The organism is Peribacillus sp. TH27, assembly GCF_016650915.1.
Classification (GTDB): Bacteria; Bacillota; Bacilli; order Bacillales; family DSM-1321; genus Peribacillus; species Peribacillus butanolivorans.
The window spans coordinates 1-19,952 of sequence record NZ_JAEKEV010000004.1; the positions used below are offsets into that span (position 1 = coordinate 1).

Below are 19,952 nucleotides of genomic sequence, written 5' to 3' on the forward strand. Positions count from 1 at the left end.
GGGATAAGACTGCCTTCCAGCCGTTTCATTGCTTCACTTCAGCAAGTCAAAAACCCTAAGACCTGTCAAGCATAATCAGCTAAATAGTTGAAAGAATTGCTGTTAAGATAACGGAGGTTAGGCATTACGACTACATAATCTTATATTTACTATATAAGGATTGATGAAAGATAGCTTGGAGTGAAAATGCTTCAGGCTTTTTTCTTTTTCTTTGTCACTGCTCCTGGATATCCTTTTTTTTCTGAATGAGCTTTGATTTTATTCAGTAGTTCCAAGCCCTCTTTTTTTGTCATGTTTACGACTTGTTTAGCCATGTTCAACAGCTCCTTGATATATGGTTTGATGTTCACAGCATGGCCTAAATTCTGAATTAATAAACATCTTCTACCCTGCTGGAATACTTAAGATTTCATGTACATAAGTATAGTGTACATAGCGTATTTTCACTTTTGGGAGGGGAAAGGGCTTATGAAAGAGGGAAGCCAGACAACAAAAAGAAAAGTTCGGTCAGATAAAAAAAGGGATATCAAACCATCAATATCTGAATCTTTAAATGAATGTTGCCATGATTTAAGCTATGTTTTAAACATGCCAGTTAAAGATGTAGGTGAGCATTTCATCATGGCTGCGATAAATAGCAGGGAATGCATTGAAAGCTTGTCCATGTATTTCAAAAGAGACTACAGACACGATAATACGATTTTTAGAGGTGACCTTGAAGCAGAGGTAATCCTTAAACGAAATATCATTCAGAAGAAAAGGCTCCATTTAAGATTCAAGGCATCCGATCATGAAAGAATCAGTTCTCTTGCATACTCAATGGATTGCAGTATCAGCTTGGCGACAACAATGTTGCTGACGTCTGGCATTCGTAATACTGAAATCTTCAATGAAGTGGTGGATTCAGAACTTGTCCGGCTGCTTGATTCAGAAAGGATTAAAAGGCTGCGAATTATTCAGAAATACATAAACAAATTAAATGGTGATTCCAAGATATCAATTTTTCAGATTGTGGCTTATGTAGCACATGAGGTAATAGATACCACGAAAACCATGCAAGAAAAAGTGAATGATTGGATAGATACAAATATCAAAAATATCGAGTGAAATTGATAACGATATCAATATGTGGATTTAAAATAAAGTCGTACCGTTTTATTCCTTTTGGTTAACTGGTTAGAAATGTAAGGGAGGATTGCTATGATAGAACGAAAGATGTGTGAATTCTGTGCGGTTTGGAATGATCTTAGCAATCTAACTCCATTGTTCGAACAGGGAAAAACTAATGTTTCCTATTACTGTGACAGGTGTTTCCCGAATGTAAAAAACAATCTGTTGAACCTTCCATACAGTTCATTCTTTACTTGGGGAAAGAAAGGCAGACCTATAACGAAAACCCCTGCACCAAAGACTGATACAAGGGGAATAAAGGTGGATAAAGGTAAAAAAACTGTAAGGAGTTGTCCTATTATATTCCAAGATATAGAATTTGCTTGGGTCTGGAATGGAGTCATAAAAAAGAACCCCTGAACCAGCTTCTTTATGGCTGGTAACAAGGGCATTCGCAGTTAAACCGTTCAGACATCAATACTATTCCACCAAACCAGAATATTATTCAAAGATATTTAGCATGTCTTGAAACAAATAAAACCCCTGAACCAACTTTTTAGGCTGGTACAAGGGTATCGGAGTTTCAACTTCGGGAAGTTCTCATATGATATTCCCTTAAATATGAAGTTGCTACTCAATTAAGCCAAATAACCCCTGACCAACTTTTTAGGCTGAGAACAGAGGTTATTTAATTTGAGGTGACTCTATATGTATATTCCGAACTAAGGAATTGGGGACATGGGGCAGAGATTACTACACGGATAAACAAGATAAACTCCAATTTGGAGGGAATAGCAAAAGCTGAGGCGAATAATTAACCGAGGTGATCTTATGAAAATATCTGAATTACTAGAGTTAACCCAAAGCAAGAAACTAGCTGACATTGCTAAAGACAGTTTGGATATAGGTGAAAAGAGAACAGTTGAAGCACTTAAAAAAGCCGGTTGCTATTCAATCAGTGGCAAACGTGGGTGGCATTTTGATGGTAAATCTAGCGTGTTAGAACAATCTATTTATGAGTACTCAACACCAAGCAAACGAGGGGTTAATAGTGCCAAAAAAGAGGTTACTGCAACATTAGAAAAAGCCACGGTTGTAACTAACCCAAGTTCCCAACTTTCCAATGAACCAGAAAATAAACAAGATGTTAATCCAATAAATAAACAAATAAGTAATCCAACCAATAAACAAATAAATAAACAAGTTGGAAAACCAACAATCCAACTTACCAAGAATAAAACCAGTAAACCGGCTATGAAAAAGGTAACTTATGAAATTGAAGAACAGCTTCATGATGAATTAAAGATCAAGTCTATTAGAGAAAAACGGACGGTATCGGAAATAGTGAATGAGATCATAAAGAGAGGATTACAATAAATTTCATATTTGGCCCGTATCTGATGTCATTCAAGCCAGCTATATTAAGGATTCAAGCGTGCTTTTTCGCCTTGAATTGTTTCTATTAGTATCAAGATAAGAAAGAACTAAAAAAGCCCCCATAAAACAGGGGGCTTTTTTAGTTCAAAACCAAGATCAAACAGAATAAAATTATTTCCTTTTACCATTTCCATTTTGTTTAGAATTCAGATTACCCCAATTTTTAATTTTTTCAGCGCAAATTTCCGTTAAAGGTTCTCCAATCGCTTTTTTATAATTAAATCCTAATAGTTGCATTGTTTTTAAAGTATCAACTGTTACCAAATCTAATAACATTTCAAAACCATCCTCTTGGTCCTTTGTTGCTTCTGATTGGCCAGATATTATTGATAGTACACCTCTAATTGTATTCTGAAGATACTCTAAATTTTCTGGAGTAATTTCAATTTGCTCATACATAGCTTTATAACTTTTAGCGATATTTTCAAATTGACTGTTATCATCCATTAGCCGATTAGTTAATTCTTCGTACTCTCGAATGATTGTGTCTTTTTCATTATTTAATTTGATTTGTTCTCTTTTATTGATGACATATGAAACAGTATTTTTTGAGAGTGTTTCTGTTAAATTTACAGCTAATTTCACAGCTGCATCTGCTGCGTATGGATCTATATTCATTTTACAATCCTCATTTCATTGGAATATATTGCCCATTAAGTATTGATTTTCTAGCAAATAATATCAATCTATCTCTCAAAATCTATCCCTTTTTCTTTTTTTCTGCTCACCATTTTTTCTTGTTTCTCATTTTCTTTCACTTTCAAAAATATTTGAGCTCCATTCACTTCTTGCTCGTCTGTGAAATGTTTTTTTAATAATCGCTCTCCCATTTTATCTAAGACTTGGGCCTTAAAAGCCCCAACATGATGGCTAAAGTCCTTTACTTTGTCTTTGTAGTAGCTTTTTACCTTCTCGAGGGTCCGGGTTAAAAAAGCATTTTCTCTAACCAATTCTTTATTTTCATCTCTCAAATGGTCATTTTCTTTTTTCAAAATCTTATTTTCATCTTCTAACCGATCATTTTTTTGCATTTCATCAATCCAATAGCTCTCAAACTCATCAGATTTCGTTTTAAGCCCCTCTGAAGCTTTAGCAAGCATTTTAATACCCTCGAAGTCTTCTTGGGCTAATTCGACCGTTTTAGAGCGAACTAAGCCCCCCTTCTCTTTTACTTCCACCTCGTCCACCTTTTTAACATGATCTAAAGACTTTCCTAGGTCGCTTAAGCGACCCTCTACGTCCTTAATGGACTTCTCCAGTGATTTTTTATCTTCTAGCTTTTCTTTCAATTCATTTTCTAATGATTTTACTTCTTCCTTCACGGTTAACGCTTTGAAACGATTGGCTTCTATATGCTTTCGGTCACTAGAAACGCCACGCTCTAAATCAAATCCCTTTTTCGTTACATGCTCATGAAATTTATCTTGAAGTTGCTGCAGTTCTGTTTTTTTGCCAAAAAACTGTTTGGCTGCCAATTTACCTTCCAAAGTAATCGGTACCATCCCAACGTGCATATGGGGCGTTTTTTCGTCTTTATGTACAACCGCATACACCATATTTTTTTCACCATAACGATCCTGGAGAAATTTCACGCTTTCTTCAAAGAATCGTTTTTCTTCTAGTGGATCTAGCCCATCAAAAAACGCTTTGTCTGACGTGACGACAAAAGAGCATAATTTGACCGCGTCTTTCCGTATAGCCCGTTTGCCGGTATAGCGTTCATCAATTTCTCGTTGAATGCGCTCGTCATAATCAATCGGAGCATGATTCAACAAATCATAATTCAACGAAGAACGCTCCTTATCAATGTCCATATTCGTCTGACTCTCTTTTTCTCGTTGATTATGAATCTGCATGCCTTTGACGTCCGCACTCTTAAATTTTTTCATATGTATGACCGCAAAACTCATCAAAACCACCCCCAAATATATCTCCCTCTATTTATTGTCTGAGAAAGAACTTTATTTGTAAAGTGGAGCTTACTACACTTTGTGCCAAAGTGGTAAGCTCTGCGAGGCCGAAACCATGCTAAAGCATGGCAAAAAACAAGACCGCGGGCTCTCGCCCACACCTAGCCAACGTAGCACGTTGGATCGCAATAAAAACATCAACCCCCACCCCCCCAATTCTTGGGGGCTCCCTCGCCGGTAGGCAGCTCAAAAGGTGTTGCCTTTTGAGACACCAAGAGGGTCTTGGTGAAGTGAGTCTATCAACTCCTTATCCTCCCTTCGGTCCGGTACCGTTGACAGACACCAAATAGAAAGGGGTTCTTATCTAAAATTAGATAAGAACCCTTTTTTCATTTTATGGTAGTTTACATAAAAGCACCTTACCGGAAGCTACTAAACATAGCAAAACTCTAAATTTCAAATTGGTCGAAATCAGGGTTTTGCTATGTTTGATAGAACTGGAAAAAGAAGGATATTCATTGAACGCAATTAAAAAAGTAGTATTCTTGTATATATTTATATTAATATTGTATTTTTTTCATAAAATGGTAGAATAGTTCCGGGAAGGAAGTTGAAAAAAATGAAAAAATTAGCAATATTACCAATTGTAGCTGTTTTATCTTTGAGTATCTTTTCTGGAAATAAAGCAGAAGCCGCAATTAACAATAAACCTGGAGATATTATTGTAACCAAAAGTACTGCCGGTAGTGGAATTGTAGGACATAGTGGTATATATATTGATACTACACATATTCTTCATACTTCAGGTCGGAAAAATGAACCATATCCTAGAATCGATACAGAAAGTGAATGGCATGCTAGATATGCTCAATCTAAAGTTGTTAGACCGGACTCAAGTACAATAGGATCTAAGGCTGCAGAGAAAGCTAAATACTATTTTAAAGGTAAAACAATACCTTATAAAATTACTTCGAATCCAACAAATATTACAAATATATATTGTAGTGAATTAGTTTGGTATTCTTACTATAAGGCAGGTAAAACATTTAAAACCCGTAATAGTTCTGGATTTTATCAACCAACAGACTTAGTTACACCGTACAACTTTATTGATTCAGCTAATGTTGATTATAATAATTTTTCGTTTATAGATAATACTTGGTAACAAAGATTATTTCATTTAAAAGGCAATTTTCTAACATAGGAGAGTGCTTTTTTTTGCAAAGATAAAGGACCTTTTCCTATTATATTGGTATAAAGTTAATTTTAGGAAGAGTGTGTTTTTTTGTTATCGCTACTCGATCTAATCTATCTCCATTTGTATATAAATACCTCTTGGTGAAGTGAGTCTATCAACTCCTTATCCTCCCTTCGTTCCGGTACCGTTGACAGACGCCAAATAGAAAAGGGTTCTTATCTAATTTTAGATAAGAACCCTTTTTCCATTTTACAGTAGTTTACATAAAGTACCTTACCGGAAGCAAAGCGAAATTCAGGTGCCTTCAATAAAATATTAGTATCCTTTATAAGGGTAATTTTTTGTGTTCTAACTTATATAAATTAAGACTGAAACATGCAATAATAAGGCTAAATTAACAATAAAATGTACTTAAAACAATGAATTGGTTCCATATATAAATTATCTAATATAAAGGTGTTTCACATTAGTTTTAGTCTCAATTGAGTCTAAAACATAAAATTATTCGTAGGAGGAATCTGAATGAACGATATAAAGTGGGAATCCATAGGCCCGGTTGCTGAAAGATTTGGCATTGAAGTTCCGAGATTACGAACTTGGTGCGACAAAGGCTTAATTGAGTTTGATAAACGAACTACCGGTCGTTGGATTCCACATACAGAGTTTCCAAAAATCAAGAAGATTATTGAAGTCTTCAATCGTGGTGGTAATGTCACGTTTGATGATGTGAAAGAAGAGTTAATTAAGGAGAATTTATATTATCAGTTGCAAACAGATAAAGAACAAGAGGAAAAATCTAAAGAAATGGCTTTGCTACTTGGACAAGCCTTTGAACAAAGTGGCGCCAATGAAATGTTTATGCAAATCGGTAGTGAGTTTAAACGTATGCAGCAAGAAGTAAATCGCTTATCTCAATTAGTAGAAAAACAAAATGAAACAAAATTACTTGAAGATAACAGGATAAGTAAGCTCCAGGAGGATAATGAGGTTCTTAAGGGTTTAGTTAAAGATCTAATTAGTTCTGATAAAGATTTAAAAGATACTTTTAATGTCTACATGAAAGAACAAAAGAAGGAAGAAAAAGAAAAACAGACTGAATTAGAGGATAAAATAGAGTTAATTGAGGCTCAATTAACTAGCCAAAAGAAAGAAAAAAAGGGGTTTCTATCAAAGATTTTTGGATGAACTAGGCCAAGATGAATCCCTTACCATTAATAGGGAACCCAAAATTCCCACAACTGGTTACAGACGCTAAAAAAACCATCTGTAACCGAAGGACATTTAAGGATATCTATAGTTCAATTTGAATGTACGATAATGTATAGGAACGTACATTCAAAAGTCCACCAGTTGGCGGCCTTATAATACGAATGCATCCGTTACTCTAATTCGATAATTTGTATCAAAAATATTGTTATATATCATATTCAACTGTCGGTTTACTCTGAAGTTTACTAAAAACAACCAATACTATCGTGCTTGTTTTTCTAACTTCCTTTATATTTCAAGTAAAGGAGGAGAGGCAAATGGAATTAGGAGATAAGTTAAAAAAGCTCCGTAAAGAACACAGTTACTCTCAAAATCAGTTAGCAGATAAACTACATGTAACCCCTCAAGCTATTTCTAAATGGGAGAATAATAAGTCTGTTCCAGATATCATTAATCTTGTGCAACTAAGCGACTTATACAATGTTAGTTTGGATTATCTAATTAAGTCAGATAAGAAATTACAAAGCAAGCTATCTATTGATAATATCCGTTTAAAAATATTTAAGTATTTTGTATTATCTATTGCCTTAGTTATCATTCTTGCAATAAGTATTTTAATAAAAGCTCAATTTTTTATGTTTCAACATGGGTTAGGAACATGGCTATTTATTGGATGTGCTTTACTATTTATAATTTCTGTCTTCTTAAGTTTATATTGTTATATAGTTAAAAAAATCATTTTATATTCTTCTGGATAGCCCTTTTGATGTTAAGCTGTATAGTCTTTTTGGGTTTATTTTACGACTATATCATTGATGTATTATTCTTCTGATTTATAAGGAGTGGCATCAGGAAAATTACACCTTCCTGATGCCACTCCTTATAGTTTTAAATAACGTTATATTCTAAACCATTCTTTTACGAACTTGTCTAAAAGTTATAACTTTTACGAACTTTTTTGATTGTTACTTCTTTAAAATAGCCTCTGTTAAACAATGCTTTTAATTTACTCGAAATCAAAAAAACAGCAAAAAACCCAACAATTAAGCTGGGAATGAATTTTAACTGGTGAGTTGTTTAATTAGAATATGGCTTCACGCCTTTTATGTGTTTCTGTTTTTTTATATTTTTTTCGCGTTTTGTCGTCTGGACCAAAATTAGAGTGTTCAAAATAGCTATAATTCCCCAGAAATAGGAATCAAATTTGAAGAAGCCGACCAATAAAGGTCGGCTTTTTTCATACTATTTTTAGCAGCCGCCGCCGTATCCACCGCCACCGTATCCGCCGCCGTATCCGCCGCCGCCGTAACCACCGCCGCCACCAACAAAGCTAGCTCCAACAATGATTAAGAGTATAAACAAAACGACTATAAATGCGAAACCTCCACCAAATCCAAAACCTTCGTCTCTACATTCGTCTCTACATTCGTCTCTACATTCACGACCTGACATACTGAAACATCTCCTTATTTGTTCTTAAGGAGGAAATACAATTAAATGGGTTATCTCACTTTATGCTCTACTTAGGAAAATGACACAATAGTCTCCATCTCTGTTCATAGGATAAAATTTGGAGGTACCTCTTATTGAGATAACGGGTGCGTTAGTTTTATAAGAAGAAGTAAAAAAGTAGATTCCTTAACGTAGAGGAGATCGACTTTTCAGGTTGGAATTCTCTTAGCGTATAAAATTTCCGAAATGGGCGGTATAGCATTGTTGCTATCGTTCGTAAAAGTAGACTTTCTCGAACGGTGGAATTTCTTCTCAAAACAGCCGGTATTTACGTTCGTTAAAGTTCAAAAATATTTTACGAACGTCCTCTAACTTCCATAGACTTTTACGAACGTCCCGAACGAAATACCCCTTTGGTAAATCCATTTAACTCTAAGAGGGAGTAGAGATTACTGAAAACCCCATTTCCTATAGATCGTGACAATATAGAAAGTGCGCGACTTTTTAATGTCGTTCTTATTATTTAGTAGGATGGCGTCCGGAAACGGCAAGTTGCGTGGCATATATAGTAGGACCTGTTTTCCTGCGCGAAAATGGCAACTCATGCGACATATAAAGTAGGGGCTATTTACCTGTCCGAAAACGAAAAGTCACACGTCATATATGGTAGGGTAGTTTCTAACAAAACTAAGGGGGTATTTTTATGGAAGTGGTTTTATTGCAGATGTTCTTAGCTATTATTAGTTTTATGGTGGTAACGTCCACAAAGGTAATTGGCATCTTAGCTTTGTACGGGGTCATGATATACCTATTGATTAGACGAGAAAACAAGAAGAAGACCCTTTTATAGGGTCTTTTTTTATGGGGAATTTTCTTTTTGGACTATAGGACGTGATAGAAGGGCCTTTACAGGCACGAAAAAAATTCAACCTAAGTTCAATACCTCCTGATACTCGAACCTTTGTATGGCCCATCCTATGGCCTGTACAACTGTACTATGTAACGACATACGGCATACAGCAAGGCTACTATCATAGAGGGTAATTGGACAAGGGGGTAGTTACAGCGTACGCACCATACGGGCCAATCGGTGCACATTCACTACGTATACCATTGCACTCAACACGTACAATGCAGGATGCGACTCACTACCACAATAGAATGAGTGAATTAGGGGTAGCATCAGGAAAATGCGTATTTACAACGATAAGCATTCTGATACAAGTCATATGGACATTATGAACTCTATTTTGTAGGTGATTGGATTGTGTCTAAAAAGGCTCTACTCTATTGAGATTGTGAAAGAATGTACTTAAACTAAAGGGGCAGGATAGTTCATTAAGTAAGAATGTCTTTTGTGTCGTATAAGACACAAACTGTGAAATAAAAGTGAAAAAGAAAGAGTATCATATTACTCTTCCTTTCTGTCTATTTTATACTTATCTAGCCTTAATGAAATGTCTCTAAGTATAATGTTTCTTTCCTTTTGAGTTTTGATAAAGCTGATTAAGAACCAAACAATAAATGCTATTGGAATCAAATAAAAAAGTATACCAGTAAGTGCCATAATGTCTACCCAGTCCATTGTTTCTCTCTCCAATCTTTCTATTGGGGAATTATAGCATATTTGTTTGATAGGTTCTTATATTGGTTGACGAAATCCCAAACTATCGGAGCTGTCTTTAAGGTAGCTTTTCCTTTATGGAACTATCGGGGCAGGATAGTTGCATAAGTGAAACCGTAAAACAATTTATAACGTCATATAAATAAAGGGGGGAGTTTATGATAAGATATTTAAGTTTTATAACTGTCAGCATAATGTTTTTGCTTATAGTTGGTTGTGCCAATATAGAGACTGATTCAAAAAAATTTGTTCCTTCTGTTACTGATATTGTGAATAGAAATAATGGTGATATTGAAAACGAAACTAAGTTAAAAGAATTTATCAAGAATACAGAAACAGGGAAAAAGGATAGTATTCGTGTGGTTACTTACACGAAGGAAGGAGACCCAATACTAACTGATTTAACATATAACGGAGAGCAGCTTGAAATTACTGAGGATACCACTAGAGATGAGTACGGTAGTGGAGAAATTAACACATTTGGATGCGAGAAAATTTTAGTTGAAGGAAACAAATACTCTATCATTGGTTGCCAAGGTTACGAAACACCTTATTACTTAGCAGAAGGTAATTAATGTGATTTTCGACTGTGTAATCCTCAACGACCCTCTATCACACCTTGATTCGAGTACATCCTTCTTCAAATAACAGGTGAGTTAGCTGAAGATCAGAGCTGTCTTTAAGGCAGCTTTTTCTTTATGCAACTAAAGGGGCAGGATAGTTGTATAAGAAAATGTTAAATTAGAGAGTAGAAGGTGATGAGGATAGTAAGTAATTACAGTCGATAATAGGGGATGTTTATATGAATTGGAACTGGAATGAAACCACTATAGATTCTCCACTCTCGTCCGAAAACTTAAAGAACTTATTAAATACCGTATGTAGAAAAGAAAACAGATTTTCACAATTTGAGTTTATTAAGTGGTGTGATAACCTCACAATGGCTTTTGAGGAAGCTGAAGCATCTAATGAATTTGATGAAATAGCTTTTGGGATAGCACGAGATATTGAATGTCAATGGGATTTATTTTTGGTAAATACTTACTCATTAAAAGAATTGCAGAATTTAGACCTCTCAAAAGTAAAGTTACCTCAAGATTGGTTTATAGAGTGGTTAAAGCAATTAAACGAGGAATAAAAGGTAACTCCTTATTCTAGTAACGGATGCGTTAGCTAATGATCAGAGCTGTATTTAAGGCAGCTCAGGCTGTCGAGAAACACTCGAAAGCTGTCAAAAAGACAGCTTTATTTTTTAGAACCTACCTTTTATTTTTCCTTCTCGACTAATTCAAAACCATTTAATCCAATTGCAAACTCTACTCCTTGTTGGAGGGTTGAAAAAGTGCGAACTCTACTCATATTGAGGTTCAAAATGGAAATTTCGATGGCGAGCTTTGAAGAAATTCCTACTATGAAACACTCAGCTCCTAGCAAACGAACAGATTCAATTAATTTTCGAATGCCAAATATAGTAAAGTCATCAACACTAGTAATACCAGTTACATCAATTAGTAGGTAATTTGCCTTTTGACGAGATATTTCAATTAAAGCGTTTTCAACCAAATCTGAAAGTCGTTCTTGGTTAAACTTTCCAATTAATGGTATAACAAGAATTCCTTTTAAAACAGGTATAATAGGAGAAGATAACTCCTTAACCAATAAGGATAACTCTTCGGTGCGGTCTTTTACCTTTTCCTCTAATTCCTTAATACTTTGTTGTTCCTTTTGCCTCGCTAAGTCGTGAATATTTTTTGTTGGAGTAATGTTAGAAGGGAATACCTCAATTTCATTAAATTCTTCACCTTCCGCTTGACTCTTATTAATCTTATACCACATATCTTGTTGAAATAGTCCTCCAAAGACACCTGCCCAATGACTTGGTAATAAAACTCCCGCGTTTTCTTTATTGGAATTTTTAAAGATTCTATCTTCCCAGCTATTTTTTAATTGAATAACTGCTCTTTTTTCCTCAAATGAGTAATAAGTAATCTTAAAGTTTCCCCAACCAGCAGTTTTATAAATATCACTGTATTCGGTAAAAAGTTGTTCAATGTCTTGACGTTCTTGGTAATATGAACTTACTAAATGTCCCATCCGATAAAAGGTTGCCTCATATACAGTCTTGGACACGTCAGTTCCGGAAACCTCTTCAATTGTATTTAAAAACAATTCTATTGCAGAGTCCCATAATAAGAGTGCAGGTGCATCGTCAAAAGTAAATAACCCTTTTTCTTCATTCCAGATAATTTCATTTTTGTTTACTTGGACCTTTAAATTAGTTTTAGCCATTAATTTCACCTATATATTATGAATTATCTTTATTTTATAGGAATAACAAAAGATTTTCTACTTTCTTAGCTGTCTATAAGGCTGACTTTTTCTTATGGCACTAACGGGGCAGGTTAGCATTACAAGGATATGCTAAGATAATAACGGGTTTCTAATCAAACCAATAATAATTGGTTCTATTTGATGGAGGTTATTATGATATATGAAAGATTATGTGAACTTATAAAAGATTACCCTAAATTGAATGAAGTTTGTCAAGCCATGATTCGTGAAGAATATTTTATAACAAAGATAACCACAACTTCTATGTCTCCTGTACAACAAGATTTTACAAGTATAGAGGTTATAATGGAAAATCATGGTGGAGAAAGAATTTTACTAATTTTCACTGAGGGAATAGTCGATTCTATGACAGTTGAAGAATTTCCTTCTACTAATGAAAAAATTCATCCGAATATACTATTGAATAAAGAGATTATTCACGATAAGACCTTCAAAAAAAGAGCATTTGGTGGCTATGATATGGATGAAGTAGACGGGTTTTTAGACCTGATTATTAAGGATTATAGATTTATTGAAGAGGGATTAATAAAAGAAATTAAAATGCTCAAGGAAGACATGCAGAAATTAAGGGGACATTAGAAATAAATACCCGTTCTTCAACTAACGGATACCTTTACTTCAATATCAGGAGCTGATCAGTCGCTCCTTTTCTGGAATTAGAGGTATTTTCTCATAACATTCGTGGCATAAAAGCATAGGAAAAAGCAGGATTTAAAAATGAAGGAACATTGAGACAATCCCTTTATATGAACAATAAATACTCTGATGAAGTCCATATGGAAATGCTTCAAGAAGACTACTATAAATAAAGAGTATTCACAACTCTTCTGATACCAACCGTATATTTGTGATGTATTACACTTAAACTAACGGGTGCGTTAGTTCATTAAGAAACACAAAAATAATCAATCTTTTTTATAAAAGAATAATCCAAATAAATATTACAAGGGCATGTTTTGATTAATTTTTTTTCAAAACATGTCCTTTAATTTATTCATTTATCAAGGTTTCTTGTTTTGATTTGATCAAACTTTGTTTCAAAGCTACAGTAGAACCTTGTTAATTATGGTTGCTTTACCAGTTTGATAGAGGTAAAATTATTAGTAACTTAATAACGAACGGATAAACAAAAAAGCCACTTCCTGATGTTAAGAGTCCTACCTCTTAACGGAAATGACTTTCTCAATTAACCTAGTGTCCTACCACTGGTTAAAGTTTTAGCCCTGAAGCAACAGGACTAAATTTGATACACCTATTATAAACTCTTTGTCTACTGGATTTCAACTAGCAAATGCTAGTATCTTTCATACATATCCGACAAAGTTCTTAATAAGGCGTTATCTCTTTAACTTGGTAAGATGACAGGTTAAAGAGATAACGCCTTTTTTGTGTACTGTTCAGGTGCAATTGCCTGAAAGCACCTTAAAAACTGATTGGATAGTCTACGTTCGTGCAGAGAGTACCTAGTATGCTCTTACAAAGTGGGCAACCCTCAATGGATTCCTATTCATCTGTTGGGGGAAGGTGAGAACTACCTTAAAAGGTTCGGGTGGTAGCCATTAGCATCACGGTGCTAGGGAACACGTTCAGCTTGTCGCATAGGGGTGGCTTTATGTAGAGGACAAGCCTTTAGGTAAAGGGCGTGTACGGTGAAAACTGTTGAGTGAATAGGGTCTATACATACGGATACATTGCGAACTGACGCAAGTAAATTAGACGCTTATCCCTCCTATTCTGTTAGATTGCTTTTTTTAGCTTTCTTTCAGCATAGGGGATAAGACTGCCTTCCAGCCGTTTCATTGCTTCACTTCAGCAAGTCAAAAACCCTAAGACCTGTCAAGCATAATCAGCTAAATAGTTGAAAGAATTGCTGTTAAGATAACGGAGGTTAGGCATTACGACTACATAATCTTATATTTACTATATAAGGATTGATGAAAGATAGCTTGGAGTGAAAATGCTTCAGGCTTTTTTCTTTTTCTTTGTCACTGCTCCTGGATATCCTTTTTTTTCTGAATGAGCTTTGATTTTATTCAGTAGTTCCAAGCCCTCTTTTTTTGTCATGTTTACGACTTGTTTAGCCATGTTCAACAGCTCCTTGATATATGGTTTGATGTTCACAGCATGGCCTAAATTCTGAATTAATAAACATCTTCTACCCTGCTGGAATACTTAAGATTTCATGTACATAAGTATAGTGTACATAGCGTATTTTCACTTTTGGGAGGGGAAAGGGCTTATGAAAGAGGGAAGCCAGACAACAAAAAGAAAAGTTCGGTCAGATAAAAAAGGGATATCAAACCATCAATATCTGAATCTTTAAATGAATGTTGCCATGATTTAAGCTATGTTTTAAACATGCCAGTTAAAGATGTAGGTGAGCATTTCATCATGGCTGCGATAAATAGCAGGGAATGCATTGAAAGCTTGTCCATGTATTTCAAAAGAGACTACAGACACGATAATACGATTTTTAGAGGTGACCTTGAAGCAGAGGTAATCCTTAAACGAAATATCATTCAGAAGAAAAGGCTCCATTTAAGATTCAAGGCATCCGATCATGAAAGAATCAGTTCTCTTGCATACTCAATGGATTGCAGTATCAGCTTGGCGACAACAATGTTGCTGACGTCTGGCATTCGTAATACTGAAATCTTCAATGAAGTGGTGGATTCAGAACTTGTCCGGCTGCTTGATTCAGAAAGGATTAAAAGGCTGCGAATTATTCAGAAATACATAAACAAATTAAATGGTGATTCCAAGATATCAATTTTTCAGATTGTGGCTTATGTAGCACATGAGGTAATAGATACCACGAAAACCATGCAAGAAAAAGTGAATGATTGGATAGATACAAATATCAAAAATATCGAGTGAAATTGATAACGATATCAATATGTGGATTTAAAATAAAGTCGTACCGTTTTATTCCTTTTGGTTAACTGGTTAGAAATGTAAGGGAGGATTGCTATGATAGAACGAAAGATGTGTGAATTCTGTGCGGTTTGGAATGATCTTAGCAATCTAACTCCATTGTTCGAACAGGGAAAAACTAATGTTTCCTATTACTGTGACAGGTGTTTCCCGAATGTAAAAAACAATCTGTTGAACCTTCCATACAGTTCATTCTTTACTTGGGGAAAGAAAGGCAGCCATAACGAAAACCCCTGCACCAAAGACTGATACAAGGGGAATAAAGGTGGATAAAGGTAAAAAAACTGTAAGGAGTTGTCCTATTATATTCCAAGATATAGAATTTGCTTGGGTCTGGAATGGAGTCATAAAAAAGAACCCCTGAACCAGCTTCTTTATGGCTGGTAACAAGGGCATTCGCAGTTAAACCGTTCAGACATCAATACTATTCCACCAAACCAGAATATTATTCAAAGATATTTAGCATGTCTTGAAACAAATAAAACCCCTGAACCAACTTTTTAGGCTGGTACAAGGGTATCGGAGTTTCAACTTCGGGAAGTTCTCATATGATATTCCCTTAAATATGAAGTTGCTACTCAATTAAGCCAAATAACCCCTGACCAACTTTTTAGGCTGAGAACAGAGGTTATTTAATTTGAGGTGACTCTATATGTATATTCCGAACTAAGGAATTGGGGACATGGGGCAGAGATTACTACACGGATAAACAAGATAAACTCCAATTTGGAGGGAATAGCAAAAGCTGAGGCGAATAATTAACCGAGGTGATCTTATGAAAATATCTGAATTACTAGAGTTAACCCAAAGCAAGAAACTAGCTGACATTGCTAAAGACAGTTTGGATATAGGTGAAAAGAGAACAGTTGAAGCACTTAAAAAAGCCGGTTGCTATTCAATCAGTGGCAAACGTGGGTGGCATTTTGATGGTAAATCTAGCGTGTTAGAACAATCTATTTATGAGTACTCAACACCAAGCAAACGAGGGGTTAATAGTGCCAAAAAAGAGGTTACTGCAACATTAGAAAAAGCCACGGTTGTAACTAACCCAAGTTCCCAACTTTCCAATGAACCAGAAAATAAACAAGATGTTAATCCAATAAATAAACAAATAAGTAATCCAACCAATAAACAAATAAATAAACAAGTTGGAAAACCAACAATCCAACTTACCAAGAATAAAACCAGTAAACCGGCTATGAAAAAGGTAACTTATGAAATTGAAGAACAGCTTCATGATGAATTAAAGATCAAGTCTATTAGAGAAAAACGGACGGTATCGGAAATAGTGAATGAGATCATAAAGAGAGGATTACAATAAATTTCATATTTGGCCCGTATCTGATGTCATTCAAGCCAGCTATATTAAGGATTCAAGCGTGCTTTTTCGCCTTGAATTGTTTCTATTAGTATCAAGATAAGAAAGAACTAAAAAAGCCCCCATAAAACAGGGGGCTTTTTTAGTTCAAAACCAAGATCAAACAGAATAAAATTATTTCCTTTTACCATTTCCATTTTGTTTAGAATTCAGATTACCCCAATTTTTAATTTTTTCAGCGCAAATTTCCGTTAAAGGTTCTCCAATCGCTTTTTTATAATTAAATCCTAATAGTTGCATTGTTTTTAAAGTATCAACTGTTACCAAATCTAATAACATTTCAAAACCATCCTCTTGGTCCTTTGTTGCTTCTGATTGGCCAGATATTATTGATAGTACACCTCTAATTGTATTCTGAAGATACTCTAAATTTTCTGGAGTAATTTCAATTTGCTCATACATAGCTTTATAACTTTTAGCGATATTTTCAAATTGACTGTTATCATCCATTAGCCGATTAGTTAATTCTTCGTACTCTCGAATGATTGTGTCTTTTTCATTATTTAATTTGATTTGTTCTCTTTTATTGATGACATATGAAACAGTATTTTTTGAGAGTGTTTCTGTTAAATTTACAGCTAATTTCACAGCTGCATCTGCTGCGTATGGATCTATATTCATTTTACAATCCTCATTTCATTGGAATATATTGCCCATTAAGTATTGATTTTCTAGCAAATAATATCAATCTATCTCTCAAAATCTATCCCTTTTTCTTTTTTTCTGCTCACCATTTTTTCTTGTTTCTCATTTTCTTTCACTTTCAAAAATATTTGAGCTCCATTCACTTCTTGCTCGTCTGTGAAATGTTTTTTTAATAATCGCTCTCCCATTTTATCTAAGACTTGGGCCTTAAAAGCCCCAACATGATGGCTAAAGTCCTTTACTTTGTCTTTGTAGTAGCTTTTTACCTTCTCGAGGGTCCGGGTTAAAAAAGCATTTTCTCTAACCAATTCTTTATTTTCATCTCTCAAATGGTCATTTTCTTTTTTCAAAATCTTATTTTCATCTTCTAACCGATCATTTTTTTGCATTTCATCAATCCAATAGCTCTCAAACTCATCAGATTTCGTTTTAAGCCCCTCTGAAGCTTTAGCAAGCATTTTAATACCCTCGAAGTCTTCTTGGGCTAATTCGACCGTTTTAGAGCGAACTAAGCCCCCCTTCTCTTTTACTTCCACCTCGTCCACCTTTTTAACATGATCTAAAGACTTTCCTAGGTCGCTTAAGCGACCCTCTACGTCCTTAATGGACTTCTCCAGTGATTTTTTATCTTCTAGCTTTTCTTTCAATTCATTTTCTAATGATTTTACTTCTTCCTTCACGGTTAACGCTTTGAAACGATTGGCTTCTATATGCTTTCGGTCACTAGAAACGCCACGCTCTAAATCAAATCCCTTTTTCGTTACATGCTCATGAAATTTATCTTGAAGTTGCTTCGCAGTTCTGTTTTTTTGCCAAAAAACTGTTTGGTCGCCAATTTACCTTCCAAAGTAATCGGTACCATCCCAACGTGCATATGGGGCGTTTTTTCGTCTTTATGTACAACCGCATACACCATATTTTTTTCACCATAACGATCCTGGAGAAATTTCACGCTTTCTTCAAAGAATCGTTTTTCTTCTAGTGGATCTAGCCCATCAAAAAACGCTTTGTCTGACGTGACGACAAAAGAGCATAATTTGACCGCGTCTTTCCGTATAGCCCGTTTGCCGGTATAGCGTTCATCAATTTCTCGTTGAATGCGCTCGTCATAATCAATCGGAGCATGATTCAACAAATCATAATTCAACGAAGAACGCTCCTTATCAATGTCCATATTCGTCTGACTCTCTTTTTCTCGTTGATTATGAATCTGCATGCCTTTGACGTCCGCACTCTTAAATTTTTTCATATGTATGACCGCAAAACTCATCAAAACCACCCCCAAATATATCTCCCTCTATTTATTGTCTGAGAAAGAACTTTATTTGTAAAGTGGAGCTTACTACACTTTGTGCCAAAGTGGTAAGCTCTGCGAGGCCGAAACCATGCTAAAGCATGGCAAAAAACAAGACCGCGGGCTCTCGCCCACACCTAGCCAACGTAGCACGTTGGATCGCAATAAAAACATCAACCCCCACCCCCAATTCTTGGGGGCTCCCTCGCCGGTAGGCGACTCAAAAGGTGTTGCCTTTTGAGACACCAAGAGGGTCTTGGTGAAGTGAGTCTATCAACTCCTTATCCTCCCTTCGGTCCGGTACCGTTGACAGACACCAAATAGAAAGGGGTTCTTATCTAAAATTAGATAAGAACCCTTTTTTCATTTTATGGTAGTTTACATAAAAGCACCTTACCGGAAGCTACTAAACATAGCAAAACTCTAAATTTCAAATTGGTCGAAATCAGGGTTTTGCTATGTTTGATAGAACTGGAAAAAGAAGGATATTCATTGAACGCAATTAAAAAAGTAGTATTCTTGTATATATTTATATTAATATTGTATTTTTTTCATAAAATGGTAGAATAGTTCCGGGAAGGAAGTTGAAAAAAATGAAAAAATTAGCAATATTACCAATTGTAGCTGTTTTATCTTTGAGTATCTTTTCTGGAAATAAAGCAGAAGCCGCAATTAACAATAAACCTGGAGATATTATTGTAACCAAAAGTACTGCCGGTAGTGGAATTGTAGGACATAGTGGTATATATATTGATACTACACATATTCTTCATACTTCAGGTCGGAAAAATGAACCATATCCTAGAATCGATACAGAAAGTGAATGGCATGCTAGATATGCTCAATCTAAAGTTGTTAGACCGGACTCAAGTACAATAGGATCTAAGAGTCTGCAGAGAAAGCTAAATACTATTTTAAAGGTAAAACAATACCTTATAAAATTACTTCGAATCCAACAAATATTACAAATATATATTGTAGTGAATTAGTTTGGTATTCTTACTATAAGGCAGGTAAAACATTTAAAACCCGTAATAGTTCTGGATTTTATCAACCAACAGACTTAGTTACACCGTACAACTTTATTGATTCAGCTAATGTTGATTATAATAATTTTTCGTTTATAGATAATACTTGGTAACAAAGATTATTTCATTTAAAAGGCAATTTTCTAACATAGGAGAGTGCTTTTTTTTGCAAAGATAAAGGACCTTTTCCTATTATATTGGTATAAAGTTAATTTTAGGAAGAGTGTGTTTTTTTGTTATCGCTACTCGATCTAATCTATCTCCATTTGTATATAAATACCTCTTGGTGAAGTGAGTCTATCAACTCCTTATCCTCCCTTCGTTCCGGTACCGTTGACAGACGCCAAATAGAAAAGGGTTCTTATCTAATTTTAGATAAGA

Annotated in this window: 21 protein-coding genes and 2 pseudogenes; 14 read left to right on the forward strand and 9 right to left on the reverse strand. The window is 35.0% G+C overall.

Annotation, left to right across the window (positions count from 1 at the left end; all coding sequences use genetic code 11):
* Positions 1-191 precede the first annotated feature (191 nt).
* Positions 192-314 (reverse strand): hypothetical protein, encoded by a 123-nt coding sequence (locus JFU24_RS30920; protein ID WP_274608172.1) that lies wholly within the window; start codon positions 312-314, stop codon positions 192-194.
* 154 nt (positions 315-468) lie between these two features.
* On the opposite strand from JFU24_RS30920, the gene JFU24_RS29640 reads away from it, so the two are divergent.
* Both JFU24_RS29640 and JFU24_RS29645 read left to right on the forward strand, forming a co-directional pair.
* Positions 469-1,107, forward strand: coding sequence for a hypothetical protein (locus tag JFU24_RS29640; RefSeq protein ID WP_201251077.1), 639 nt, complete (start codon positions 469-471; stop codon positions 1,105-1,107).
* Between the two features lie 834 nt (positions 1,108-1,941).
* The gene (locus JFU24_RS29645; RefSeq protein ID WP_201251078.1) at positions 1,942-2,487 is read left to right on the forward strand and encodes a hypothetical protein; all 546 of its coding nucleotides are present in this window, start codon (positions 1,942-1,944) and stop codon (positions 2,485-2,487) included.
* 171 nt (positions 2,488-2,658) lie between these two features.
* Here the strand turns inward: JFU24_RS29645 and JFU24_RS29650 are convergent, their stop codons facing one another.
* Both JFU24_RS29650 and mobV (JFU24_RS29655) read right to left on the reverse strand, forming a co-directional pair.
* Complete coding sequence (locus JFU24_RS29650; protein WP_201251079.1) at positions 2,659-3,165, reverse strand: hypothetical protein; 507 nt, start codon at positions 3,163-3,165, stop codon at positions 2,659-2,661.
* Positions 3,166-3,233: 68 nt separating this feature from the next.
* Positions 3,234-4,457 (reverse strand): MobV family relaxase, encoded by a 1,224-nt coding sequence (gene mobV, locus JFU24_RS29655; RefSeq protein WP_201251080.1) that lies wholly within the window; start codon positions 4,455-4,457, stop codon positions 3,234-3,236.
* 619 nt (positions 4,458-5,076) lie between these two features.
* Between mobV (JFU24_RS29655) and JFU24_RS29660 the strand changes: the two genes are divergently transcribed.
* The 3 genes from JFU24_RS29660 to JFU24_RS29670 all read left to right on the forward strand — a co-directional run bounded on the left by JFU24_RS29660 (position 5,077) and on the right by JFU24_RS29670 (position 7,622).
* Positions 5,077-5,622: a hypothetical protein gene (locus JFU24_RS29660; RefSeq protein ID WP_201251081.1), complete on the forward strand. Its 546-nt coding sequence runs from the start codon at positions 5,077-5,079 to the stop codon at positions 5,620-5,622.
* A 555-nt stretch (positions 5,623-6,177) separates the two neighbouring features.
* Positions 6,178-6,840, forward strand: a complete 663-nt coding sequence (locus JFU24_RS29665; protein WP_201251082.1) for a hypothetical protein — start codon at positions 6,178-6,180, stop codon at positions 6,838-6,840.
* A 341-nt stretch (positions 6,841-7,181) separates the two neighbouring features.
* Positions 7,182-7,622 carry a helix-turn-helix domain-containing protein gene (locus JFU24_RS29670; RefSeq protein WP_242485530.1) on the forward strand — a complete coding sequence of 147 codons (441 nt, stop codon included), beginning with the start codon at positions 7,182-7,184 and terminating at the stop codon, positions 7,620-7,622.
* Positions 7,623-8,181: 559 nt separating this feature from the next.
* Here the strand turns inward: JFU24_RS29670 and JFU24_RS31460 are convergent.
* Positions 8,182-8,259 (reverse strand): annotated as a pseudogene (locus tag JFU24_RS31460) (YjcZ family sporulation protein); the annotation flags it as partial.
* A 760-nt stretch (positions 8,260-9,019) separates the two neighbouring features.
* Between JFU24_RS31460 and JFU24_RS29680 the strand changes: the two are divergent.
* The 4 genes from JFU24_RS29680 (at position 9,020) to JFU24_RS29695 (ending at position 11,078) form a co-directional block, all read left to right on the forward strand.
* Positions 9,020-9,166: a hypothetical protein gene (locus JFU24_RS29680; protein WP_201251084.1), complete on the forward strand. Its 147-nt coding sequence runs from the start codon at positions 9,020-9,022 to the stop codon at positions 9,164-9,166.
* 194 nt (positions 9,167-9,360) lie between these two features.
* Positions 9,361-9,558: a hypothetical protein gene (locus JFU24_RS29685; protein WP_201251085.1), complete on the forward strand. Its 198-nt coding sequence runs from the start codon at positions 9,361-9,363 to the stop codon at positions 9,556-9,558.
* A gap of 540 nt (positions 9,559-10,098) precedes the next feature.
* Entirely contained in the window at positions 10,099-10,515 is a 417-nt protein-coding gene (locus JFU24_RS29690; protein WP_201251086.1) for a DUF4362 domain-containing protein, read from the forward strand.
* Positions 10,516-10,742: 227 nt separating this feature from the next.
* Positions 10,743-11,078 carry a hypothetical protein gene (locus JFU24_RS29695; protein WP_201251087.1) on the forward strand — a complete coding sequence of 112 codons (336 nt, stop codon included), beginning with the start codon at positions 10,743-10,745 and terminating at the stop codon, positions 11,076-11,078.
* 128 nt (positions 11,079-11,206) lie between these two features.
* Here JFU24_RS29695 and JFU24_RS29700 read toward each other — a convergent pair whose 3' ends face one another.
* The gene (locus JFU24_RS29700) at positions 11,207-12,229 is read right to left on the reverse strand and encodes an STAS domain-containing protein (protein WP_201182657.1); all 1,023 of its coding nucleotides are present in this window, start codon (positions 12,227-12,229) and stop codon (positions 11,207-11,209) included.
* A gap of 195 nt (positions 12,230-12,424) precedes the next feature.
* Here JFU24_RS29700 and JFU24_RS30545 point away from each other — a divergent pair, with 195 nt between their 5' ends.
* Both JFU24_RS30545 and JFU24_RS30550 read left to right on the forward strand, forming a co-directional pair.
* Positions 12,425-12,871, forward strand: coding sequence for a DivIVA domain-containing protein (locus tag JFU24_RS30545; protein WP_242485332.1), 447 nt, complete (start codon positions 12,425-12,427; stop codon positions 12,869-12,871).
* A gap of 71 nt (positions 12,872-12,942) precedes the next feature.
* Positions 12,943-13,101 (forward strand): annotated as a pseudogene (locus tag JFU24_RS30550) (GNAT family N-acetyltransferase); the annotation flags it as partial.
* Between the two features lie 1,153 nt (positions 13,102-14,254).
* On the opposite strand, the gene JFU24_RS30930 reads toward JFU24_RS30550, so the two are convergent.
* Positions 14,255-14,377: a hypothetical protein gene (locus tag JFU24_RS30930; protein ID WP_274608172.1), complete on the reverse strand. Its 123-nt coding sequence runs from the start codon at positions 14,375-14,377 to the stop codon at positions 14,255-14,257.
* A 306-nt stretch (positions 14,378-14,683) separates the two neighbouring features.
* Here JFU24_RS30930 and JFU24_RS29710 point away from each other — a divergent pair, with 306 nt between their 5' ends.
* Both JFU24_RS29710 and JFU24_RS29715 read left to right on the forward strand, forming a co-directional pair.
* Positions 14,684-15,169, forward strand: coding sequence for a hypothetical protein (locus JFU24_RS29710; RefSeq protein ID WP_201251088.1), 486 nt, complete (start codon positions 14,684-14,686; stop codon positions 15,167-15,169).
* An 832-nt stretch (positions 15,170-16,001) separates the two neighbouring features.
* Positions 16,002-16,547 (forward strand): hypothetical protein, encoded by a 546-nt coding sequence (locus JFU24_RS29715; RefSeq protein ID WP_201251078.1) that lies wholly within the window; start codon positions 16,002-16,004, stop codon positions 16,545-16,547.
* Between the two features lie 171 nt (positions 16,548-16,718).
* Here JFU24_RS29715 and JFU24_RS29720 read toward each other — a convergent pair whose 3' ends face one another.
* The 3 genes from JFU24_RS29720 to mobV (JFU24_RS30560) form a co-directional block, all read right to left on the reverse strand.
* A complete protein-coding gene (locus JFU24_RS29720) occupies positions 16,719-17,225 on the reverse strand; it encodes a hypothetical protein (RefSeq protein WP_201251079.1) in 507 nt (168 codons plus the stop codon).
* 68 nt (positions 17,226-17,293) lie between these two features.
* A complete protein-coding gene (locus tag JFU24_RS30555; RefSeq protein WP_342214766.1) occupies positions 17,294-17,929 on the reverse strand; it encodes a hypothetical protein in 636 nt (211 codons plus the stop codon).
* A gap of 80 nt (positions 17,930-18,009) precedes the next feature.
* Positions 18,010-18,519, reverse strand: a complete 510-nt coding sequence (gene mobV, locus JFU24_RS30560; protein WP_242485531.1) for a MobV family relaxase — start codon at positions 18,517-18,519, stop codon at positions 18,010-18,012.
* Positions 18,520-19,136: 617 nt separating this feature from the next.
* On the opposite strand from mobV (JFU24_RS30560), the gene JFU24_RS29730 reads away from it, so the two are divergent.
* Positions 19,137-19,532, forward strand: a complete 396-nt coding sequence (locus JFU24_RS29730; RefSeq protein ID WP_201251089.1) for a hypothetical protein — start codon at positions 19,137-19,139, stop codon at positions 19,530-19,532.
* The last annotated feature ends 420 nt before the right edge of the window (positions 19,533-19,952 follow it).